This is a genomic window from Candidatus Omnitrophota bacterium, assembly GCA_021735655.1.
Taxonomy (GTDB): domain Bacteria; phylum Omnitrophota; class Gorgyraeia; order Duberdicusellales; family 4484-171; genus JAHKAJ01.
The window spans coordinates 284,556-304,111 of sequence record JAIPGM010000002.1; the positions used below are offsets into that span (position 1 = coordinate 284,556).

General features: G+C 37.5%; 25 protein-coding genes. All 25 read right to left on the reverse strand.

The genetic code is table 11. From position 1 onward, the window contains the following. Positions 1-4: 4 nt before the first annotated feature. The 25 genes from hydG to waaF (K9L86_02605) all read right to left on the reverse strand — a co-directional run bounded on the left by hydG (position 5) and on the right by waaF (K9L86_02605) (position 19,550). Entirely contained in the window at positions 5-1,501 is a 1,497-nt protein-coding gene (hydG, locus tag K9L86_02485) for a [FeFe] hydrogenase H-cluster radical SAM maturase HydG (GenBank protein ID MCF7907727.1), read from the reverse strand. Next, entirely contained in the window at positions 1,502-2,143 is a 642-nt protein-coding gene (locus K9L86_02490; GenBank protein MCF7907728.1) for a redox-sensing transcriptional repressor Rex, read from the reverse strand. Beyond that, positions 2,130-3,461 (reverse strand): HypC/HybG/HupF family hydrogenase formation chaperone, encoded by a 1,332-nt coding sequence (locus K9L86_02495; protein MCF7907729.1) that lies wholly within the window; start codon positions 3,459-3,461, stop codon positions 2,130-2,132. The genes K9L86_02490 and K9L86_02495 overlap by 14 nt, the downstream gene beginning before the upstream one ends. 14 nt (positions 3,462-3,475) lie before the next feature. Next, positions 3,476-3,718: a hydrogenase/urease maturation nickel metallochaperone HypA gene (locus K9L86_02500; protein ID MCF7907730.1), complete on the reverse strand. Its 243-nt coding sequence runs from the start codon at positions 3,716-3,718 to the stop codon at positions 3,476-3,478. After that, entirely contained in the window at positions 3,697-4,173 is a 477-nt protein-coding gene (locus K9L86_02505; GenBank protein MCF7907731.1) for a hydrogenase 3 maturation endopeptidase HyCI, read from the reverse strand. Before K9L86_02505 ends, K9L86_02500 begins: the two co-directional genes overlap by 22 nt. Positions 4,174-4,213: 40 nt before the next feature. Then, on the reverse strand, positions 4,214-4,825 hold the full coding sequence (locus K9L86_02510; protein MCF7907732.1) for a 4Fe-4S binding protein: 612 nt from the start codon (positions 4,823-4,825) through the stop codon (positions 4,214-4,216). Between the two features lie 84 nt (positions 4,826-4,909). Next, on the reverse strand, positions 4,910-5,245 hold the full coding sequence (gene mnhG / locus K9L86_02515; GenBank protein ID MCF7907733.1) for a monovalent cation/H(+) antiporter subunit G: 336 nt from the start codon (positions 5,243-5,245) through the stop codon (positions 4,910-4,912). Beyond that, the gene (locus K9L86_02520; GenBank protein MCF7907734.1) at positions 5,238-5,600 is read right to left on the reverse strand and encodes a cation:proton antiporter; all 363 of its coding nucleotides are present in this window, start codon (positions 5,598-5,600) and stop codon (positions 5,238-5,240) included. Before K9L86_02520 ends, mnhG begins: the two co-directional genes overlap by 8 nt. A gap of 38 nt (positions 5,601-5,638) precedes the next feature. After that, the gene (locus K9L86_02525) at positions 5,639-6,136 is read right to left on the reverse strand and encodes a Na+/H+ antiporter subunit E (GenBank protein MCF7907735.1); all 498 of its coding nucleotides are present in this window, start codon (positions 6,134-6,136) and stop codon (positions 5,639-5,641) included. After that, a complete protein-coding gene (locus K9L86_02530; GenBank protein ID MCF7907736.1) occupies positions 6,133-7,632 on the reverse strand; it encodes a monovalent cation/H+ antiporter subunit D family protein in 1,500 nt (499 codons plus the stop codon). The genes K9L86_02525 and K9L86_02530 overlap by 4 nt, the downstream gene beginning before the upstream one ends. Before the next feature lie 2 nt (positions 7,633-7,634). Then, entirely contained in the window at positions 7,635-7,970 is a 336-nt protein-coding gene (locus tag K9L86_02535) for a sodium:proton antiporter (protein ID MCF7907737.1), read from the reverse strand. Continuing rightward, positions 7,967-8,422, reverse strand: a complete 456-nt coding sequence (locus K9L86_02540; GenBank protein MCF7907738.1) for a hypothetical protein — start codon at positions 8,420-8,422, stop codon at positions 7,967-7,969. Before K9L86_02540 ends, K9L86_02535 begins: the two co-directional genes overlap by 4 nt. Then, positions 8,423-8,971, reverse strand: coding sequence for a DUF4040 domain-containing protein (locus K9L86_02545; GenBank protein ID MCF7907739.1), 549 nt, complete (start codon positions 8,969-8,971; stop codon positions 8,423-8,425). Between the two features lie 7 nt (positions 8,972-8,978). Beyond that, entirely contained in the window at positions 8,979-10,637 is a 1,659-nt protein-coding gene (locus K9L86_02550) for a hypothetical protein (protein MCF7907740.1), read from the reverse strand. After that, on the reverse strand, positions 10,634-11,821 hold the full coding sequence (locus K9L86_02555; protein ID MCF7907741.1) for a nickel-dependent hydrogenase large subunit: 1,188 nt from the start codon (positions 11,819-11,821) through the stop codon (positions 10,634-10,636). Before K9L86_02555 ends, K9L86_02550 begins: the two co-directional genes overlap by 4 nt. After that, positions 11,821-12,294 carry an NADH-quinone oxidoreductase subunit C gene (locus K9L86_02560; GenBank protein MCF7907742.1) on the reverse strand — a complete coding sequence of 158 codons (474 nt, stop codon included), beginning with the start codon at positions 12,292-12,294 and terminating at the stop codon, positions 11,821-11,823. The genes K9L86_02555 and K9L86_02560 overlap by 1 nt, the downstream gene beginning before the upstream one ends. Continuing rightward, positions 12,291-12,731, reverse strand: coding sequence for an NADH-quinone oxidoreductase subunit NuoB (gene nuoB, locus K9L86_02565; GenBank protein ID MCF7907743.1), 441 nt, complete (start codon positions 12,729-12,731; stop codon positions 12,291-12,293). The genes K9L86_02560 and nuoB overlap by 4 nt, the downstream gene beginning before the upstream one ends. Further along, positions 12,728-13,651 (reverse strand): NADH-quinone oxidoreductase subunit H, encoded by a 924-nt coding sequence (locus K9L86_02570; protein ID MCF7907744.1) that lies wholly within the window; start codon positions 13,649-13,651, stop codon positions 12,728-12,730. Before K9L86_02570 ends, nuoB begins: the two co-directional genes overlap by 4 nt. After that, positions 13,648-14,214: a 4Fe-4S binding protein gene (locus K9L86_02575; protein ID MCF7907745.1), complete on the reverse strand. Its 567-nt coding sequence runs from the start codon at positions 14,212-14,214 to the stop codon at positions 13,648-13,650. Before K9L86_02575 ends, K9L86_02570 begins: the two co-directional genes overlap by 4 nt. A 7-nt stretch (positions 14,215-14,221) precedes the next feature. Further along, on the reverse strand, positions 14,222-15,046 hold the full coding sequence (locus tag K9L86_02580; GenBank protein ID MCF7907746.1) for an FAD/NAD(P)-binding protein: 825 nt from the start codon (positions 15,044-15,046) through the stop codon (positions 14,222-14,224). Beyond that, on the reverse strand, positions 15,039-16,064 hold the full coding sequence (locus K9L86_02585) for a 4Fe-4S dicluster domain-containing protein (protein ID MCF7907747.1): 1,026 nt from the start codon (positions 16,062-16,064) through the stop codon (positions 15,039-15,041). Before K9L86_02585 ends, K9L86_02580 begins: the two co-directional genes overlap by 8 nt. 129 nt (positions 16,065-16,193) lie before the next feature. After that, positions 16,194-16,487, reverse strand: coding sequence for a hypothetical protein (locus K9L86_02590; GenBank protein MCF7907748.1), 294 nt, complete (start codon positions 16,485-16,487; stop codon positions 16,194-16,196). Between the two features lie 95 nt (positions 16,488-16,582). Beyond that, positions 16,583-17,614: a lipopolysaccharide heptosyltransferase II gene (waaF, locus tag K9L86_02595; GenBank protein MCF7907749.1), complete on the reverse strand. Its 1,032-nt coding sequence runs from the start codon at positions 17,612-17,614 to the stop codon at positions 16,583-16,585. 3 nt (positions 17,615-17,617) lie between these two features. Further along, complete coding sequence (locus K9L86_02600; protein MCF7907750.1) at positions 17,618-18,547, reverse strand: glycosyltransferase family 9 protein; 930 nt, start codon at positions 18,545-18,547, stop codon at positions 17,618-17,620. Next, positions 18,540-19,550 (reverse strand): lipopolysaccharide heptosyltransferase II, encoded by a 1,011-nt coding sequence (gene waaF, locus K9L86_02605; protein ID MCF7907751.1) that lies wholly within the window; start codon positions 19,548-19,550, stop codon positions 18,540-18,542. Before waaF (K9L86_02605) ends, K9L86_02600 begins: the two co-directional genes overlap by 8 nt. Positions 19,551-19,556 lie beyond the last annotated feature (6 nt).

The following is a 19,556-nucleotide window of genomic DNA, read 5'->3' on the forward strand; positions in this document are numbered from 1 at the left end:
TGCTCTAGAAAAAGAGATCTCTTTCGCCTTCTTTAATCCTTCGATAATAACTCATGAATTGGTCAAAAACCTGAGGGATGTTTTTGCGGACTTCCTCTATTTCTTTCGTGATTACTTTCTCAGCTATATTTTTAGTTTCCTCGCTGGCAAAATCATCTAACCATTCACGAAAAGTTAAAACAGCATTTAATTTACAAAATTTACCTTCTTGACCAGTTTTAAGTAACTCCATAATGCATTCACCCGTTCTGCCGCAGCGATAACCAGCAGTACAAAAAGAACTGATTACCCCCATTGAGGCAAACTCTCTAATCATCTCATCTAGGCTACGAGTATCAGCCAAAATAAATTGCTGTCGGGGGCTGTCTTGAGTTTTACTCTGATCGCTGTATGAACCAATTCCTATTTTGGTAGAAGCATCAGTTTGAGTTATTCCTAGCCTGATTGAATCTCTCTTCATCTGAGGGGTTTCCCGACAAGTAATAATTAGACCAGTATGAGGCACAGCCAGTCTAAGCACAGTAATTAACTTTTTAAACTGCTGATCCGAAACCTTATATTTTAAATTATCATTAAAAGGCGTGTTTTCTGCCGGTTCAAGGCGTGGAAAAGATATCGTATGAGCTCCGACACCAAATTTATCCTCTAATTCACGATTATGCGCAACCAAGCTCATTAGCTCAAACTTCCAATCGTAAAGCCCAAATAAAACACCCAAGCCAACATCATCAACCCCAGCCTCAAAGGCACGATGCATCGCATAAAGTCGCCAGAAGTAATTTCCTTTTATTGTAGTTGGCGGATGAATAGTTTTATAGGTGGTCTTATGGTAAGTCTCTTGGAAAACTTGATAGGTACCAATTCCGACATCTTTTAGACGACCCAATTCCTCTATCGATAAGGGCGGAGCATTCACATTTACCCGACGAATCTGACCAACGCCATTTTTGGTTTTCTCCCGAACATTATAAATAGTACGAATTGAATCAACCATGTAATTTATATCATTCGAAGGATGCTCTCCATAAACGACAATTAAACGTTTATGACCAATCTTACCAGCCAAAACAGCGGTTTCCTTCTCAACCTGCTTTAAGCTTAAGACTCGGCGTTCACTCTTTGTGTTAGATCGTCTGAAACCACAATAAAGACAATCATTAACACAATAATTCCCAAGATAAAGCGGAGCAAAGGTGACGATTCGATTGTCATAAACCTTTCGCTTCACCCTTAAGGCGCATTCCTTCATCAATTCTAATGTTTTAGAATCAGTTACCCTTAAAAGGGTTGCCGTCTCATCAAGAGTTAAAGTTTTAATCGCTAAGGATTTATTTAAAATGTCTTCGACTTCTTTGGAATCAGGCTCCTGAGTGCATGATAATTTCGTAAAGATTTCTTTCTGAGGAATAAAATCCTTACCCTCAATCATATAACGCTCAATTTGGTCGCGCTTTATACGTTGAGACTCCCAACTCTGAAATTTATTAGTCTTAATTAACATCTAACTTCCCTGCTTTACAAAAAATATTAAACTCTCTAACTCACAAGCCATATCAACGTTAGAAACAAATATATTATCAGGAACTTTCAAGGCAATTGGAGCGAAGTTAAGTATTCCCTTAATATTTGAATCGATTAACTGGTTAGCTATGTCTTGAGCTACTTCAGGCGGCGTAGCTATTATTGCTATTTTTATTCCATCTTTTTTAATCATTTCACTCAAATTATCAATAGCCTGAACTACGATACCTTTTTTTGTTTTACCAATCTTTTTCTGATCATTATCAAAAATTGCAGTAATTTTTATATTAAACTTTGAAAAACCATCGAACCCCAACAAGGCCCCACCGACTCTACCTAGGCCTACCAAAGCAATATTCCAATCAATATGGGTTCCGACTATTTTTTGGATTTGTCCAATTAAAAAATCTACGTTATAGCCCACACCGCGCTTGCCAAATTCACCAAAATAAGACAAATCCTTTCTAAACTGAGACGGAGTTACGTTTAAAAACTTAGTTATTTTATCCGAAGAAATAACTTCAACTCCCTGCTTTTTTATTTTTCGTAAGTTACGTAAATACAGAGTAAGCCTTCTGATCGTTTCCAAAGAAAAATGTTTCTTGTCTTTACTGTTTTTCATCAGATACTCTAGTATCCCGAGCTATACCTAAATCGGTAGGCGCCCGGCCTAAAGATTTAAGTAAATTAATAGTCTCAGTAATCTGATCATTAATCTCCGCTTCGCCATAGGCCTTATTAGGATAAATTGCATAATACTTTCGATATTTACGCGGAGTTAAATTGAGCATTACCGAATTTCCACCCGAAGACAATCCTTTCTTGCGTGCCTCTAAAGATAAGGTCTCAAAGGCTGTGGTTATAAGAATTTTAGCCGCTTCTGGATCGATTAAACGAGCCAAAGCAAGGTTTTTTAAAACTTCTTCTTCAGAAGGAGCTTTGCAATTGGCCAAGAGACTATTCGGGTGAGGCAAAAATGGCCCAAATGAGTACATCTCAGAGCCCAAAGCCTTAGTTAGATAAATATCATTTATCGTATCTTGATTAGTTTGACCAGGCAAACCAATCAAGGCACCAGTCATAACTAAATACCCTAATTCATGGGCTTTTTTTAGATGATCCAGGCGACTATCTAAAGTTTGGCCAGGATGTAATTTCTCATAGATTTTAGGATTTGAAGTTTCAAAACGCATCAACAATGCTCTTGCCCCAGCCTGATAAAGCTTAAGCAATCCATCAAGCCCGACTTCACCAAAGCTTATACAAATCAAAACTGGAACCGTTTCTTTAATTTTTCTTATAATTTCCGCTAGATCATCTATGCTATAGTGTGGGTCTTCTCCCGATTGCAAAACTAAAGCCTGGAAACCATACTCTTTAACGGCACCAACTGCCGTCTCAATGATTTCCGCCGCTGACATTCGATAACGCATAAGATTCTGGTTGTCAGCTGAAATACCACAATATTGACAACTCTGCTTACAAAAATTAGATATTTCGATTATCCCATGAATACAACATGAATTTTTATGGTACTTTTGACGCAAAAAGTTAGCGGTTCGATAAAGAATATCTTGAGCCTCAGGCTTATCTAACTTAAGTAAATAAAATAACTCTTCTTTACTCAATTGAATATTTTCTAAAGCTTTATCTAAAATAAGACTTAGCTGCCTGTCGATATTTTTTTTGCTAAGATCCAAGCGAGACAATCGTAAGTCCATATCCTGAAGTTCGAAAAAAAGCTCATTCCAAGCTGCCAAGGTCTCCTCAGCCTCCTTTGGGGAAACTTTTTTAATTACAAACCCGCCTTGAGCCGACACATAATCACCGGGTTTGATATCATAAAACTCATTGATTGCTTTTTTTTCTTCACCAAAGTAATCAACCAGAACGGTTTTCCCAACTATTTCTTTTACCTTGCCAGGTATTGCATAACACATAACAAACTCCAATTTTACTCTACATCAAACGATAGCACCTGTATCACTGTTCCCGGGAAAAAAGTTAGCTCTAGCTCAGCCTTAGCACAAGGAGTCCCCTCAGCTAAAATTTTAAAGGTTTCTCTAAATGAATCCTCCTTGATCCCGTTCAGCTCACCGATTTTTATATGTATCTTAGACACTACCTTTGAGCCTTCTTTTTCAGCGTGTTCACAAATTCCTTTAATCAATGGTTTTATGATATGGGTTTCGTGCATGTTTTTACCTCAATAATTAAATTAGTTAATTCCTTTAATGTTTTAGCAACACTTTGTGAAATCTCATCACCAAACTCAAGAGTTTTCGGTTGCACCCCTAAAAGAAAAATATCAGCTTCGGTTTCTTTACCCAAAAAATCTAAAAACATCCTTGGTGATAAATCATGAGTAGTGAATCCCGATTTCACGATATCTTCCTTAACTAAAATCTCATAATCTCCTGGCTCTTTACCAAGATCAACAACATCAACTATTAAAATCGTATTTGGACGTTCTTTGGTTATTTTGCCAATATAGTTTTCTGGTGCTGAACCAACATCAATACAGGTTGCATCCACTTTCTGGTAAACAGTCTCAATGAACTTAGGACCGAAAGCATCGTCACCACGCATAATATTTCCTACCCCAACGATAACGACTTTCCCTTTAAAAACATTCCGAAAAATATTATTCATAGTGTAAAATAAAATTTAAATGAAACTGTCTTAGTTGATATTACTCAGCAGTAAGGGTGGTTTCACGTCGACAGCGGGCGCATAGAATCTTAACTCGATCAGAACGCCCATCATCCCTTAAAGCTGAAACAATATTTTCATCTACAATACCAAGACTTTTAAGATGGGAAAGATAAAGCGTAGGACTTGAGTAGGTAAGCTCACCTAATTTTTGAGAAATCCATTTAAGGTGATCTTTGCAGGCTATTACATCGCCGCAAACTTCACAAAGTTGTAGTTCTTTTTCTATTTGTTCTTGGGCTTGAGCGCGGTCAAAAAATGATAACTCCCAATCAGTAGATAACTTAATACCTTGCTTATCAGCCAAACAGGCTGCTTCACACTGTCCACAAAAAATACAAGTATCAGTATAATGAATCATCAGCCGCTTAGGATCATCTTTATTTTCAGTAATATCCTTATGAGAAATCGCTTCAACTGGGCAAACCTCTTCACAACCGCAACAACCAACACATTTTTGATCATTAAACTTCGGCTGACCGCGAAAGTTAGGATGAGCCACATGGGCCTCTTTAGGGAACTTTGACGTGTAAGGCCCCTTAATCAATGCCTTGATTGCTTCAACCAACTCTCTTAATTTTGGCAACTTCATAAATTTATCTTAAAAAAGAAGCGTAAAACGTAGTCTAGACTCAATATTCTTGAATCACCCGTGGCTAAAACTTTTCGTCTACGTTTACGCTTCTCCTTCCTTATCCTCTTTATATTTATCAATTACACTACCTTCCCAAAGTTTAACCCCGGCCCGATGGGCTCCTCTGGCTACAGCATGGGCAGCTACCGGCGAGGTTAACAAAAGAAAAACCGCACAAAGAAGCGCCTTAAAGCCCGCGGCAATAAAGCCAACAATTAAAAATGTTCCAAAAAGAATACTACAAGTTCCTAAAGTAACACACTTGGTGGCTGCTTGAAGACGATTATATACATCCGGAAGTCTTACCAAACCTAAGCAACCAACTATATCAAAAGCTAACCCACCGGAAATGAATATCAAACCAATAATATCACTCATCAAACCCTCTTCCCTCTAAATATTTCGAAAGAGCTAAGGTGCTAATAAAACTTTGAAGCGCCCAAGCAATTCCAATATCCAGATACCAAGATCTTCCAGTCGAAATAGTTAAAACTGCACAAAGCCCCACAATCATAATCCCTAAAATATCAATCGCTACAATTCTGTCGGCTCCGGTAGGACCTTTAGCAATACGATAAAGCGCCAGTACACATCCTAGAATTAGAATGTAAAGTGCCCTCCCAACAAGACCACTATAGACGAGATTTTCAGGAAAAAGAAAACCAAAAGGCCTAAAAATAATTAAGCCTAAAACAATACTAAGGGTAGTTGCTCCAAACAGCCAATTTAACATCTTTTTGCTTTCAGCTTTTTTCTTTTTAGCCATAGTAATTATTCAAATATTTTTCTTAATATTTTCTCAAACCGCTCAATAATAACTTTGGTAGCAGCTTCAGTCTGAGTTTCCTTCACGTCAATCCAATGTACATATAAAACACCATCATCCTTGTCAATATCTACAGTTAAAGTTCCTGGAGTAAGTGTTATTGAATTCGCTAAAAATGTAAGCGCTGTATCTGTCTTAAGCGTAGTTTTCACCTTAACAATGCCAGGTTTTATCGGTAAATTAGGATGTAGAATCCTGTAGGCAACATCAATATTTGCTTTAAAACACTCCCATAGAAATCTCGGAAGATAATAAACAAAAAAATACCAGTATCTCAAAGGGTGCTTAAGGACATGAGGACGTTTTACAAACAAATCTCCGGTTAAAAAAGCACAAAGAGCGGCTGCGAATACACCAATAGCTAGATGCTGCCAATCCGGTACCCAGTTCAATAAGCACCATACAACAAAGGCAACTAAAAATAAAACTATTTTTCTTTTCATTGGACTGCTCTGATAATATTTATTGTGTAGTTTTTTGTGCCAAGCAAAACCCCAGAGGCTTTAAGCAGGAATTGTTCTCTTATCCCCGGAAAAAATAAAAACCCACCTAAAAGGCAAACTAAAACTAAGATAATCATCGAAGCCTTCATGAAAGCAGGCACTTCAGTAATATTTTCCCACTGTTTCCTAAGATTTCCAAAAAATGCATACTTCATAACCTTGGTAAAAGAAGCAAGGGTCAAAATACTAGCCAACACTGCCCAAAAACCATACCAATACTGGTTGGCCTGAACACAAGCAATAATAATAATTAACTTGCTCCAAAAACCATTAAACGGCGGAATTCCAGCGATTGACATAGAAGCTCCAAAAGCAGTAGCTGAGGTAACTGGCATTCTTTGACTTAATCCCCCCATTTTTTTTAAATCTCTGGTTCCGGTTGTGTATTCAACAGCACCAGAATTTAAAAAAAGAAGAGATTTGAATATTGAGTGATTGAACAAATGGAATAAGCCTCCGATTATACCTAAAGGAGTGCCCAAACCTATCCCCAAAATAACATAACCAATCTGGCTTATTGAATGATAGGCAAGCAAACGTTTCAAATCCCACTGTCCGATAGCCAAAAATACACCAACCACCATTGAGAGCGCACCGAGCGCCATCAAAATCATTGAAAGCTGACTATTCACACCTAAAATATTAAAGAATATACGGCAAAGAGTGTATACTCCTAATGATTTAATCAATACCCCAGAAAGCATAGCTGATATTGGAGCTGGTGCTGAAGGATGAGCATCAGGAAGCCAGGCATGAAACGGCACCAAAGCTGCTTTTAAACCAAAACCCATAAGAAACAATACACTTACTAATATTAAAACATTTGGGCAGTCGGCTTGAGACAAAACTAAACCCATATCAGCCATATTTAGGGTTGAAGTGCAACTATATAGAAATACAATACCTAAAAGAATAAATAATGACCCTACGGTACTCATCAGGGCATATTTAAAGGCGGCTTCAAGCTCATGGCGTTCAGTTCCAAAAGCAACCAGAGCATAACTAGCAACAGAGGCAATCTCTAAAAAAACAAAAAGGTTAAATATGTCGCCAGTTATCAAAACCCCGTTCATCCCTCCCAACATCAATAGAAATAAGGTGTAAAATTTCCATTTAGCGGTGAACTTTTCCATGTAGTTAATTGAAAAAAGAGCTACACAAAAAGCAACTAAATTAACCGTAACTAACATAAAACTAGTTAGACCGTCTAAGACAAAAGTTATCCCGATTGGCGGCTTCCAAGATCCAGCAGCATAAACCAACACTCCATGCTCAGCCACAAGTTTTACACTGTAAAGCGACAAAAATAAAAGAGCTGTTGTGCATAAATTACCAATTAAATCCGGCAGCCATTTACTTTTTTTACCAAACAAAACAGTTAAAAAGGCACCCGAAAGACAAACTACAACAAAAATTGGTATAATATTAGAACTCATATCTATCCCCGCAACTCTCTAATTTTAGTAATATCAAATGTTTGATACTTTTCATAAATTCGCATAGCGATTGCAATAAGCAAAGCTGTTGATGCCAAACCAATAACAATTGAAGTCAAAACTACTGCCTGAGGTAAGGCATCGACCATATTATTAATTGTTGTGTCTGGTGAATATATCGGAGAACGCCCCTTTATCCGATAAGCAACTAAGATAAATAAAAGATTTACTGCATATTCAGCGATGATAACACCAATAATAATCTTAATTATATTACGTTTACGTAAAATACAATAAAGACCAACACAAAAAAGCACCAAACAAAGCAAGTAGATCATTTTCCTTCGGTTCCTCCATCAAATTTAAGCAAAGTAAGGGCAATAAATATAGCAAACAAACCGGCCCCGACCTTTAAACTAATTGCAATATTACAAAGTGGAATAATCCCAGCTGAAAAAAGTCTAAACGGCTCCCCCTTAGGAAGAAAGTTTAAAAAGAAATACCCACCAGTAAACCCCAAAAGGGCAATTGCTAAAAACATTATTGCTCCAAAACCTTCAAAAAAAGAAATAGCTTTCTTAGGCATTCTTTTTAAAGCCGCGTCTTTACCATAAGCAAGCATTAAATGAATAAAGCTGAGTGCAATAATTACCCCTCCGGCAAATCCTCCACCGGGGGAAACATGACCATGAGAAAGAATATAAATACCAAAAAGAAGTATTATGCCCACGGTAAGACGAGTAATTGTCTTAACGATTACCGACATTCCCTTTTCATGCTCTTTGCTCATTTATTCATCCTCTGGGTCTACTTTCTCATTAATTTTTTTACGCCCGACCCTGCGCACTAGGGTTAAAACACCTATTACTGCGGTAAATAAAACTGTAGCTTCACCTAAGGTGTCATAGGCTCGATAATCAAGAATAACTGAAGCAACAATATTAGTTGCTCCGGTCTTAGCTAAGCCTTGCTTAAGATAAGTATCGGCCACCCGCATAATTGGATAACCAAAACGTGGCAAATCACCAATTGCCTTATAGGCTGCAAATAAAAATAAACTAACAAAGCCTAAAATAATTGAGGTATTAAGTAACCATCGACCACTAGTTGAAAAAGGTAAATCTTTTTTTAAAGTTGCCCGAATCAAAATGATTAAACATAATATCTCAACTACTAATTGAGTAATTGCAACATCGGGAGCTTTGAGAATAATAAACGTTATCGAAAGCCCTAGCCCTACGGCACCGACGGCAATAACTGAGGAAAGCAGATCTTTAAGCTCAACGGCGACAATTGCCCCAACAATCATAAAAATTAATAAAATATATAGCTCAAACATATTTAAGTTACTTTAAAAGTATATAAAAAAGTATCCCCATACCTAAAAGACACCAGGACAAATAAGTAGATAAAATGCCATTATGCAAATAACGCAAAATACTGTTAAAGCCAAAAGTAATTTTACTACCGACTTCATAAATATCGAATAATTTCTTATTAGCTAAACTATAGATAACCTTTAACAGGCCCAACTCTTTGATTGTGTTATAAAAATCAGTTCCTGAAACTCTCATCTCGGGATATTTTTCAGTGCTTTCTCCGCCCATAAAAATATTAACCTGGCGACTCTTTGAAACTGTGCCCAAAAGATAAACTATTAGACCAATGACCATGCCAGCAAGAATCAAAGCCGTAGCTAAACTTGCATTCCAGACTCCGGAAAACTCTACTGGCTGCCAAATAACCGGAAAGATAAAAAACTTAAGCGGAAGCCGGTAAGCAAATACACCAAAAACTACACATAGTAAGGCTAAAATTGCTCCCGGTATCCACATCGCTAGCCCAACCTCTTTTTTCTGATCTTTACTGAGTGCTTTTACGGTTGTGCTTTCTTGACCCAAAAATACAGCATGAACAAGTTTCATGAAACTTGCCAAAGTTAAGGCACTTCCAAACATGGCTGAAACTAACCAAACGACCCATAACCCACCACTGTTTTTAGCCGTCTCAATGATACCCTGGTAGATCATCCATTTAGAAACAAAACCATTAAATGGCGGAACCCCAGAGATAGCAAATGAAGCAATCAAAAAAGTAATAAAAGTAATCGGCATATATTTAGCAAGACCGCCAAGTTTATCTAAATTAGTAGTTTTGGTCCTTTTTTCTACAGAGCCACTGGTTAAAAATAAACAAGACTTATAAATCGCATTATTCAGCATATGAAATAGTCCACCGGCAATACCGATAATTGTACCCGTACCAATACCTAAAATCATATAACCAACTTGACTTACCGCATGATAACCAAGGAGTCTCTTTAAGTCATGTTGGACTAAAGCCATCATAACCGCAGCTATAATAGTAAAGCTACCGATAAACATCAAAAATGTATTCATGCTTAAACCTAAACGAAACATTTCCAAGGAAATTCTAATTAAAAGATATATTCCCAAAAGTTTGTCCAAAGAAGCAGGCAAATAAGCCGCAACCGGAGTTGGTGAGTCTTCAGCTGCGTCAGGAACCCAGGTATGAAAAGGCATAGCCCCGGCTTTAGCAAAAGCTCCGACCGCCAAACAAAGATAGGCAAAAGTAGCCACCTTAGAAGTCAATGGTATTGATATTAAATCCATCTCGAATAAACCGGTAAGTTTCCAAATTAAGGCAACTCCCAAAAGCATTAAAGCATCGGTTCCACCAATTATAATAAATGCTTTCTTTGCCGTAGCTGAGCTATTATCCTTTTTACCAAAGCCAATTAAAAGATAAAGAAGCAACCCCAAGAATCCCCAGAAAACCATGAACAGAATTAAATTATTGGCAAAAACCACACCCAAAGAAGCAATCAAAGTAAAAAAGATATAAAGGTAGTAACGTGAAATTCCACGTTGGGCACGCATGTACCCCATCGAATATACAGTTACCAAAATAGAAAAAAACCAAATAAATATTCCGACAAATATCGACAAAGCATCAAATCTAAAATAATTCGCTAAAAAATTCATTTTATGCCTAGTTTACTTTTTATCTTTTCGGTTTTACTTTGTGAAAGGCGAACTAAATCCTCACCGTTATATATTTTTTTACCCTTAGTGTTACGTACCGCCACTCTCTCAGTACAACAATAACAAGGATCAATGGACGCTAAAATTATCGTTGCATCAGAAATCGTCTCGCCAACCACAGTTGCCTTATAGGTCGGTAAATTCATAAAAGTAGGTGCTCTTACTTTGTGACGAGCCGGTCGATTGGTCCCATCGCTTTTCACATAATGAAAACATTCACCCCGCGGCGCCTCAATATGACCGATACCTTCACCTGAAGGAATACTTTTAATCTTAGCATCAATTTCTGTATCCGGAAGGTTTAAAAGGCAATACTTAACCATATCTATCGATTCAAAAGTCTCTAAAATTCTTACTACCGCTTTATCGAAAACATCGCCATTTTTAGTCACAATCATATTCCAGTTAAACTGATCATATGCCCCATAAGGAGAATTTTTACGTAGATCTCTGGCCACCCCCGAAGCCCGAGATACCGGACCGAGAGCACAAAAGTTAATTGCCTCATCCTTAGTGAGGATACCTATTCCTTTAGTCCTAGCATGTAACACCGGGTCATCGATTACTGCCTTTTTAAGCATTTCAAGAGTCGGGATAATCGAATCTATCTTTTTTATCGCAAAAGGTATATCTTCTTTTTTTATGTCTCGCCGAACCCCTCCCGGCTTAAACATAGCATAGTTGTTGCGATTTCCCGAAAGTGCCTCCATAACATCAAGGATTTCCTCACGCAACTTCCAAGCCCACATATAAACAGTATTGTAACCTAAAAAATGTCCGGCAAGACCCAACCATAAAAGATGTGAATGAATACGTTCTCCCTCAGCGATAATTGTTCGGATATATTTAGCCCTCATTGGCACTTCTAGAGGGATAACATCCTCAACTGCCCGAGTATAAGCATAAGGATGACTGGTTGAACAAATACCACAGATTCTCTCAATTACAAAAGTAGATTGGTCGAAGGTTTTTCGCTCAGAAAGCTTTTCAATGCCGCGATGGTTATAACCAATCTGAACATCGATATCAACAACTGTCTCCCCATCTACAGTTAAGCTGAAAAACTCAGGCTCTTCCTGTAAAGGGTGATATGGTCCGATTGGAACTATAGTTCGTTTTCCCATTATAATCCTCGATCTCTAATTGATGAGTCGTCCCACTCTTGATAATCGCGTCTCAAAGGATATACACCTTGTGGCCACTCATCGGGCAAAAGCAACCGCTTCAACTCTGGATGACCGCGAAAATTGACTCCTAACATTTCAGCTATCTCACGTTCAATCCAATTAGCACCTTCAAATATTGGGGCTAATGAATCTATTTCTAATTTGCTCTTATCCAACTTAACCCGGAAAGAAACTACTAAATTTATATCTTCAAAGGTAAAATGATAAAGAATTTCTATATGTTTAAATGTATCTACTCCCGAAGCAATATTGAATCTGGCCCCCAAATTTTTAAAAACATAGGTCGCAACCTTAACAATCGCCTGAGGTTTAATCTCAATATAGACCCGAGTTAAGGTCTTATCGAAAATATCTAAAATATCTTCGTCGAATCTTTTCTTTAAATCTTTAATAACTTCGCTTCTGGTCATTTTGCTTGAGGGTTTCCAGCCCCACTTAATTTATCGATTAACTTAACAACCCCGGCAATAATCGCCTCTGGTTTCGGCGGGCACCCAGGTATATATACGTCTACCGGAATAATTTTATCAACTGGCAAAGGACAGTTATAGCTATGAATAAACATACCTCGCGACAAAGAGCACTCACCAACAGCCACTACTACACAAGGCTTCGGCATCTGCTCATATACTTCTTTAATCCGAGGAATGCACTTTCGATTAGCAGAACCAGTTACTAAAAGCACGTCAGCATGTTTTATGCTTCCGGCTAAAAGCATGCCAAACCTTTCGATATCAAAGCGTGGGGTTAAACAATCCAATATTTCAATATCGCAATTATTGCAACTACCAGTTGAAAGATGAAAAACCCATGGTGACTTGAGTAATGCTTTAAGTTTTATGCTCATAAACCCTTTAAGGCTAAAATAACTGCGATTATAGCAATAATCAACATTGGCCCCCAAAAAAATCTTATTGCCTGATCAATTCTAACTCTAGGATTAGTATTACGAATAACGGTGATCAAGGCAACCAAACCAACATACCTCAACACCCCGTATATAAGATTTAAGCCGTTTAGTCTTAACCCACCAATAAAAGTAATCATTATAAAGAAAGGCAAGACAAAGAACAACATATTTTTCATAAGTTTGTATACCGCAAGCGGGGCTCCCGAATACTCAACTAACGGTCCACCAATAATTTCGGTCTCAGCTTCAGGAATATCAAAAGGCACTAAGGCTAGTTTTGCCTGTACACACATAATAATTACAATAAAAGCCAAAAACCCCGACCAGCTTCCTAAGATTACGCCATTTTGAGCCTGATAAGTGATAATTTCACCTAAACGCAAGCTAAACCCGCTTTGAATAACCGGAACTAAAACCGCTAGAATAAATGGCAATTCATAACTTAAAACTAATTTCATTTCTCGTGATGCACCAATACTAGCTAAAGGATTGCCTGAAGCAAAGCCTCCGATAATTATGCTTATTGAAGGAATAGCCAATAAATAAACTACAACAACAATATCACCAACAAAGGTCCTCAGCGGATTAAAATTATTAAACCAAAGCACCGTAGACACAACAATAACACTCCCTAAACCAATAATCGGAGCGCTCAAAAAACTAAACTGAGAAGCGCCTTTAGGAACCAAAGTCTCTTTTCCAAGAAGCTTCACCAAATCAATAAGCGGCTGTAGGATTGGCGGCCCAACGCGATACTGAACTCGAGCGGTAACTTTACGGTCAACCCAGCTAGTTAACAAACCAATAATGGCGGTTAACAAGAATCCGAAAATAAAAAGATAAACTAAATAAATCATACTTTTTCTCTATCCCAATGAGTAGAATGTACTATTAAATTGTCACCAACTAAAAATGAATCTTTGGTTAATAAATCATCCGAATTTACTAATTTTAATGCTCCGTATGGGCATGATTTTATGCAAAGCGGTTCATTTTTTTTATCTCTTCGATCAAAACAAAAATCACAATTATGAATTAAATAAGGCACATGCTCAGGATAAATGGTTCCGTAAGGGCAAGCATGAGAACAAGTTTTGCAACTTACGCAACGCATATTATGCCTAATCAAAAGGTTGTCTTTTTCGGTTTGTTGTTCCAAAGCCTCAAATGGGCAAGCATTAACACAGTGAGGTTCTTGGCATCTACGACAAACCAAAGCATAAGTTGCCAATTCAGCTACTGAAACTATTCCATTATTTATCGGATCTTGAGTGTGGTAAAAATAGCTGCACTCTAACTTACATTTTTTGCATTCTCCGGCCGCACAAATATCAAGATCAACAAAAAGCCGTTGACCACTATCAGATTTAGCTTCGGTATTTAATTTTCCTTGATGTAGTTGTTCGGCACTTGTATCCATAATAGCTCTAATCCCAAATATTAGGAAAATTCTTTATTTTGTCGTAAGTAAACACTGGTCCATCTTTGCAGGCATAATAAGTCCCTAGCCGACAATGACCGCATTTACCAATTCCACAAGACATATTTTTTTCCATTGAAAGATAGATATTCTTCTCCTTAAAACCCAACTCAAGCAATTTTTTAGTAGAAAACTTCATGGCGATTGGCGGCCCGCAAACAATAGCTATTGCCTCAGGGCAATTCATATCTAAATCATCCAAAATTGTAGTAACAACACCTACGTTACCTTTCCAATCAGGGCTAGCTTTATCAACAGTAAGTCTTAAATTTAAATCATCTCGCTTTGCCCAGCCGGCTATCTCAGTTTTATAGAGTAGCTCCTGTGAGGTTTTACAGCCACCCCGAAAAGACAGCTTCTTAAACTCCCCGCTTCGGGCAAAAAACTCATACATCAAACTACGCAAAGGAGCAAATCCACATCCACCACCGACGACAACGATTTCCTTACCTTTAAATTCATCAATCGGGTAACCAGTCCCAAAAGGGCCTCTCACTCCAATCAAATCGCCTTTTTTAAGCTGATGAACTTTATCGGTAACCTTGCCAACTTTCATTACCGTGACTTCCATTACATCTCTCACTGATGGCCTCGATGAAGGTGTAAATGGCGCCTCACCCACGCCGGGAACAGTTAATTCGATAAATTGACCGGTCTCAAAACCCAAAGGCTCTTTAGGACGAAAACGTATGGTTTTAATCGTTGGCGTTTCGGTTATTACATCAAGAACTTCGGCCTCAATCGATCTGTAAGGATTCTCGATTTTATGCATTATCCACCAACTTCTTTAAGACTTTTCGAATATCAATTTTAGCCGGGCAAGCTGTTATACAACGGCCACAGCCGGTACAAGCATACTCAGCGGCCACCTTGGGAAAAAAATCAAATTTTTTCTCAAACCTATTACGCAATCTCATCCAAAGCCTCTCTCGAGGATTGGCTCCGCCAGCAACCCGAGCAAAATCTTTTATCATACAAGAATCCCAAATGCGTAAACGCTCCATCTTGTCTTTATCTTTTTGATCATACAAAAGAAAACAATGGCAGGTTGGGCAAATTGCATTACAGGCTCCACATTCAACGCAAGTTTTTGCTTCGTCTTCCCAAATTTTAGACTCATAGTTTTTCTGAACCACATCTTTGAAGCTGCTTTGGTCAGGAACGGTATTTTTACTTAGGTTAGCGTTAGCTTCTCCAGTTATTTTTTCACGCTTCTTATCTCTGGTAACAACTAGATCTTCTCGAGTTTGACGAAAAAGAAGAGTATATTGCTTCAGAATACTCTCACCTTTATCGGATCCGCTTTCAACAACAAAGCCATCATCAACCACAGAAAGATTTAGATCAAAATTATCTTTAGGATACGGTTTTAGACCTAAAGCCGCACAAAAGCAAGTATCAATTACGCAAGTGCAATCAGCTGAAATAATAAGGCTATCCTGACGTAACTTTAAATAAAAAGGATCCTGATAATCGGGATTATCAAAAACATAGTCTTGAATTTTAAAACCTTTCAGATCACAAGCCTTGACTCCGACAATAGCAAAAGGCTTACTCGGAGACTGCGGAAGATCCGGACTAAAACCAGAAGCTACCTTCTGACGAGCCTTCAAAAAAAATGATTTTACCGGCTCAAAAGCCCTTACCTCGCCAACAACGAATTCACTAGTCGAGCTATCGAACTTATCGTAAAACCGCTGCTGACCTTTTTTGACCGGAACAAATACCTGATAATCTTTATTTAGGTTTTCAAGAAATTTAGAAAAATTATCGGAAGAGATATAATACATCAGAAGTCCTTGTTCTGTTTATGATTGATACTTAAATTAACCATACTTTGTGATTTTATTCACAAAGTATTAAAGGCTAAATTAACATAAATGCTATAATCTGTCAAATATTTTTTATCTAATCGTTGATTAGGTAGGTTTTTTAATATCTACATAATTCGTTAGGGTCGGGTTAAACTTAGCCAGAAAAAGCATTATCCCCCAAATTATAATCGTAGCTAAAGCAATAACTACCCCCAACAGCAAATCTCTGCCTATATTTTCAGTAACCAGAAATAGTTCACGATTCCAAAGGTGATCGATAAAACCAAATAAGGCACCACCGTAAAACAATAGGGTTAACCACCAAATTTTTACATTTTTACTTTTATACCAAGCTAACGATGTTGCGGCAGCGCCCAGTAAAGATACAGCATAACACATTTAAACACCTCCGTAGTAAAATTAACCTTTTTATAATTAAACTAACGAAACTTTACCAGATTCGAGTCTCATCAAAAATAGTCACTTATCATACCCTAAGTTTTATTTAAAATCAAGAGCGATTTTTCAACTACTTCTTGAGGGGTAATTTTTCCAAGGCAAATAAAATCTTCTTTACAATTATGAGCAAAACAAACCGAACAACCAGAATCCTTATGAAGGTAAGTTGAATTTTCTCCTAAAGGTTTCCAGCGTTTTGGAGAAAGACCAGAATCCTTTCGACCAAAGATAGAAATTACTGGTGTATTAACGCTAGCGGCAATGTGTACTGGTCCAGAATCATTAGAAATAAAAAGACTTGCCCGTTGCAGAATGGCCCCAATTTCAGAAATATTAAGTCTTCCACGAAAATCAATAACCTTATTTTGCTTAGTAATCTTTTGCGCAAAGCTGGCTTCTTTTTTCGAAGTTATAACTACCACCTTAATCTTTAGTTTATCCTGTAGAATTTTGATAACTTCTGAAAAATAATCTTGCGGCCAACGCTTAGAAGGACACGACGCTGAAGGATGAATTACAATAAACTCATCCTCTACTCCCAAATCGGCTTCTTTAAGTAATTTATCTACCCTCTTTTTCGCCTCAACAGATACTGGAAAAAACAACTCCTTATCTTTTACCGGTATCTTTAAATAACGCAAAATATCTAAGGTGTATTCTAACTCATGCTTCTGGCCTTCTTGTTTAGTATGCGGTAACCTTTCACTAAGTGACCAATCCATATTTTTGGCCCAACCAATACGTCTAGGAATAGCAGCAAAAAAAGACACCAGATGCATTCGATTCGTCGGATGCAAAATTAAAGCTAAATCAAATTTCTTTTTTTTCAGCTCCCAAGCAAATTTTATCGTTCCCCAAATACTTTTATGCTTACCATATTTATCATAAACAATAATTTCATCCAGATAAGGATTTCCGATCAAAACTTCTTGCGTGTAGGGACGGCAGATAAAAGCAATGTGCGCCTTCGGATAGTAAAGACGTAAGTTTTTAATTACTGGAGTCGAAAGAATAACATCACCCAATCGATCGGTTCTTGCGATTAGTATCTTTTTGGGTATACCCATTAGCTATTTTCCGATTGTTTTTTCTATTGCCTTAAGCACCTGCTCGGGCTCTATCTCCATCCGCTTGAGCAAAACTTGATAATTCTGTTTTCTCTGCGCTGACGAAGGCGCCATATATTTATTTTTTTGCAAAACCGAATATTTAGCAGACCAGGGTCCGTATCGAACTGGATCACTGTGCCCAAAAAGAGCAACTATCGGCAAGTCGAGATAACTAGCCAAATGCATAATGCTTGAATCAACACAAAGAAGCAAATCAACATAATTTTTGAGTAAGAAATAAACCTCGTTCATTTCAGTTTTGCCAACAAGATCAATCACCCCCGGAAAATATAAAATATCCTTATAAAAATCCCGGTCCTTAGCCACACCAAGAATGGCCACTGAATGCTTAGCAATTAATTCGCTAACTACCACTTTTAAATATTCGTAAGGATATTGTTTGAGTTTTTCTCTGGAAGAACAAGCAATAAACACGGATTTTTTTAACTTTAAACTCTCTAAATTTTTCTTTTTGGACTCCTCAAGGATAAGCTCACTTTTCAATCTCGCTTCTTTAGGGGCAACTTTAGCAATCAGACTTAAAACTTCATCTTTTGCATGCATTCCTTTAGGGAATTTGCGCACGAATGATGTGCTTTTTCGAACCCCTAAAGCAACCGGAAGAAAAGTGTTTTTTAAATCAATCATTAAATCATATTTTCCACGAAGATCTAAAACGAACTTCAATTTTTGACCCCAAGGCCAAAGTTTATTGTAAAGAATAACTTCGTCAATAAAATTATTCTCAAGAAGAAAAGTTTTTGTTTTTAAAGACGCAATTGCGGTTATTTTTGAATCAGGGTAATTAGTCTTCAAGCGATCGAGTGCCGGCAAGCTGACAATCGTATCGCCAAGATTACTAAGAAAATTTATCAGTATACTTTTAACCACAGGACAATTGTTTGGCCGCAGCAGCTGCGACCTCTTCTACGGTTATATTGCTCATACATTTATTATTTAAACAATTAAGATCATAACAAGGAATTTTACAGTCAAAATCTTTTTGGATTATAATAACTTTTCTGCCACGGGGAGCTGTTAATTCCCTTGCTGTGGGTCCAAAAAGAGCTATCGTTGTAACACCCAAAGAAGCGGCTAAATGCGCCGGACCAGAGTCATTAGAAATAAAAAGTTCACTATTTTTTATTAAAGCACCTAACTCCTTAAGGCTGGTTTTACCGCAAAAATCATAAGCCTTAAACTCCATATTTTTTATAACTTCATCGACAATCGACCTCTGATCTTTGGCTCCGATAAAAATTATCGCTGCCCTATGCTTCTTGATTAAAAAATCCGCAAGCCTGGAAAAATTTTTGGCTGGCCAACGCTTCAGCTTCCAATTTGCCGAAGGATTAATCCCAACAATTAAGCTATGTTTTTGTTTTAAAACCTGCAAGGATACGTCTACCTGTTGCTGTGTTTTACGGTCAATAAAAAAAGTAGGTATTTTTTCGTTAATTACTATATCCTGACTCTCAAAAAGATTCAAATAGTAATCCTGTCGATGAAGAAAACCTTGAGGCACTGAAACCGTTTTAGTTAAGAAAAATAAATTTTTGAGTCGCTTGTAACCAATTCGCAAGCTAATACCAGACAACCAGCAAATAATGGCCTTAGTTGCTGAGCGATGTATAAGAAACGCCGTATCAAACTTTTTTTCTTTTAAAAACTTAATAAACCGTAACTTAGCGATCAATCCCTTCTGATTATTTTTCTCATCAAAAACAATAACTTCGTCAATAAATGGATTATCATCAAAAACGCCTCGCACTCGCTCAGGAACCATTACCCCTAAATAAGAAGAAGGAAATTGGTCCTTAATCGCCTTAAAAACCGGGGTAGTCATTAACGCGTCACCTAACCAATTAACCGTAACTATCAGTATTCTTTCCATTATTGC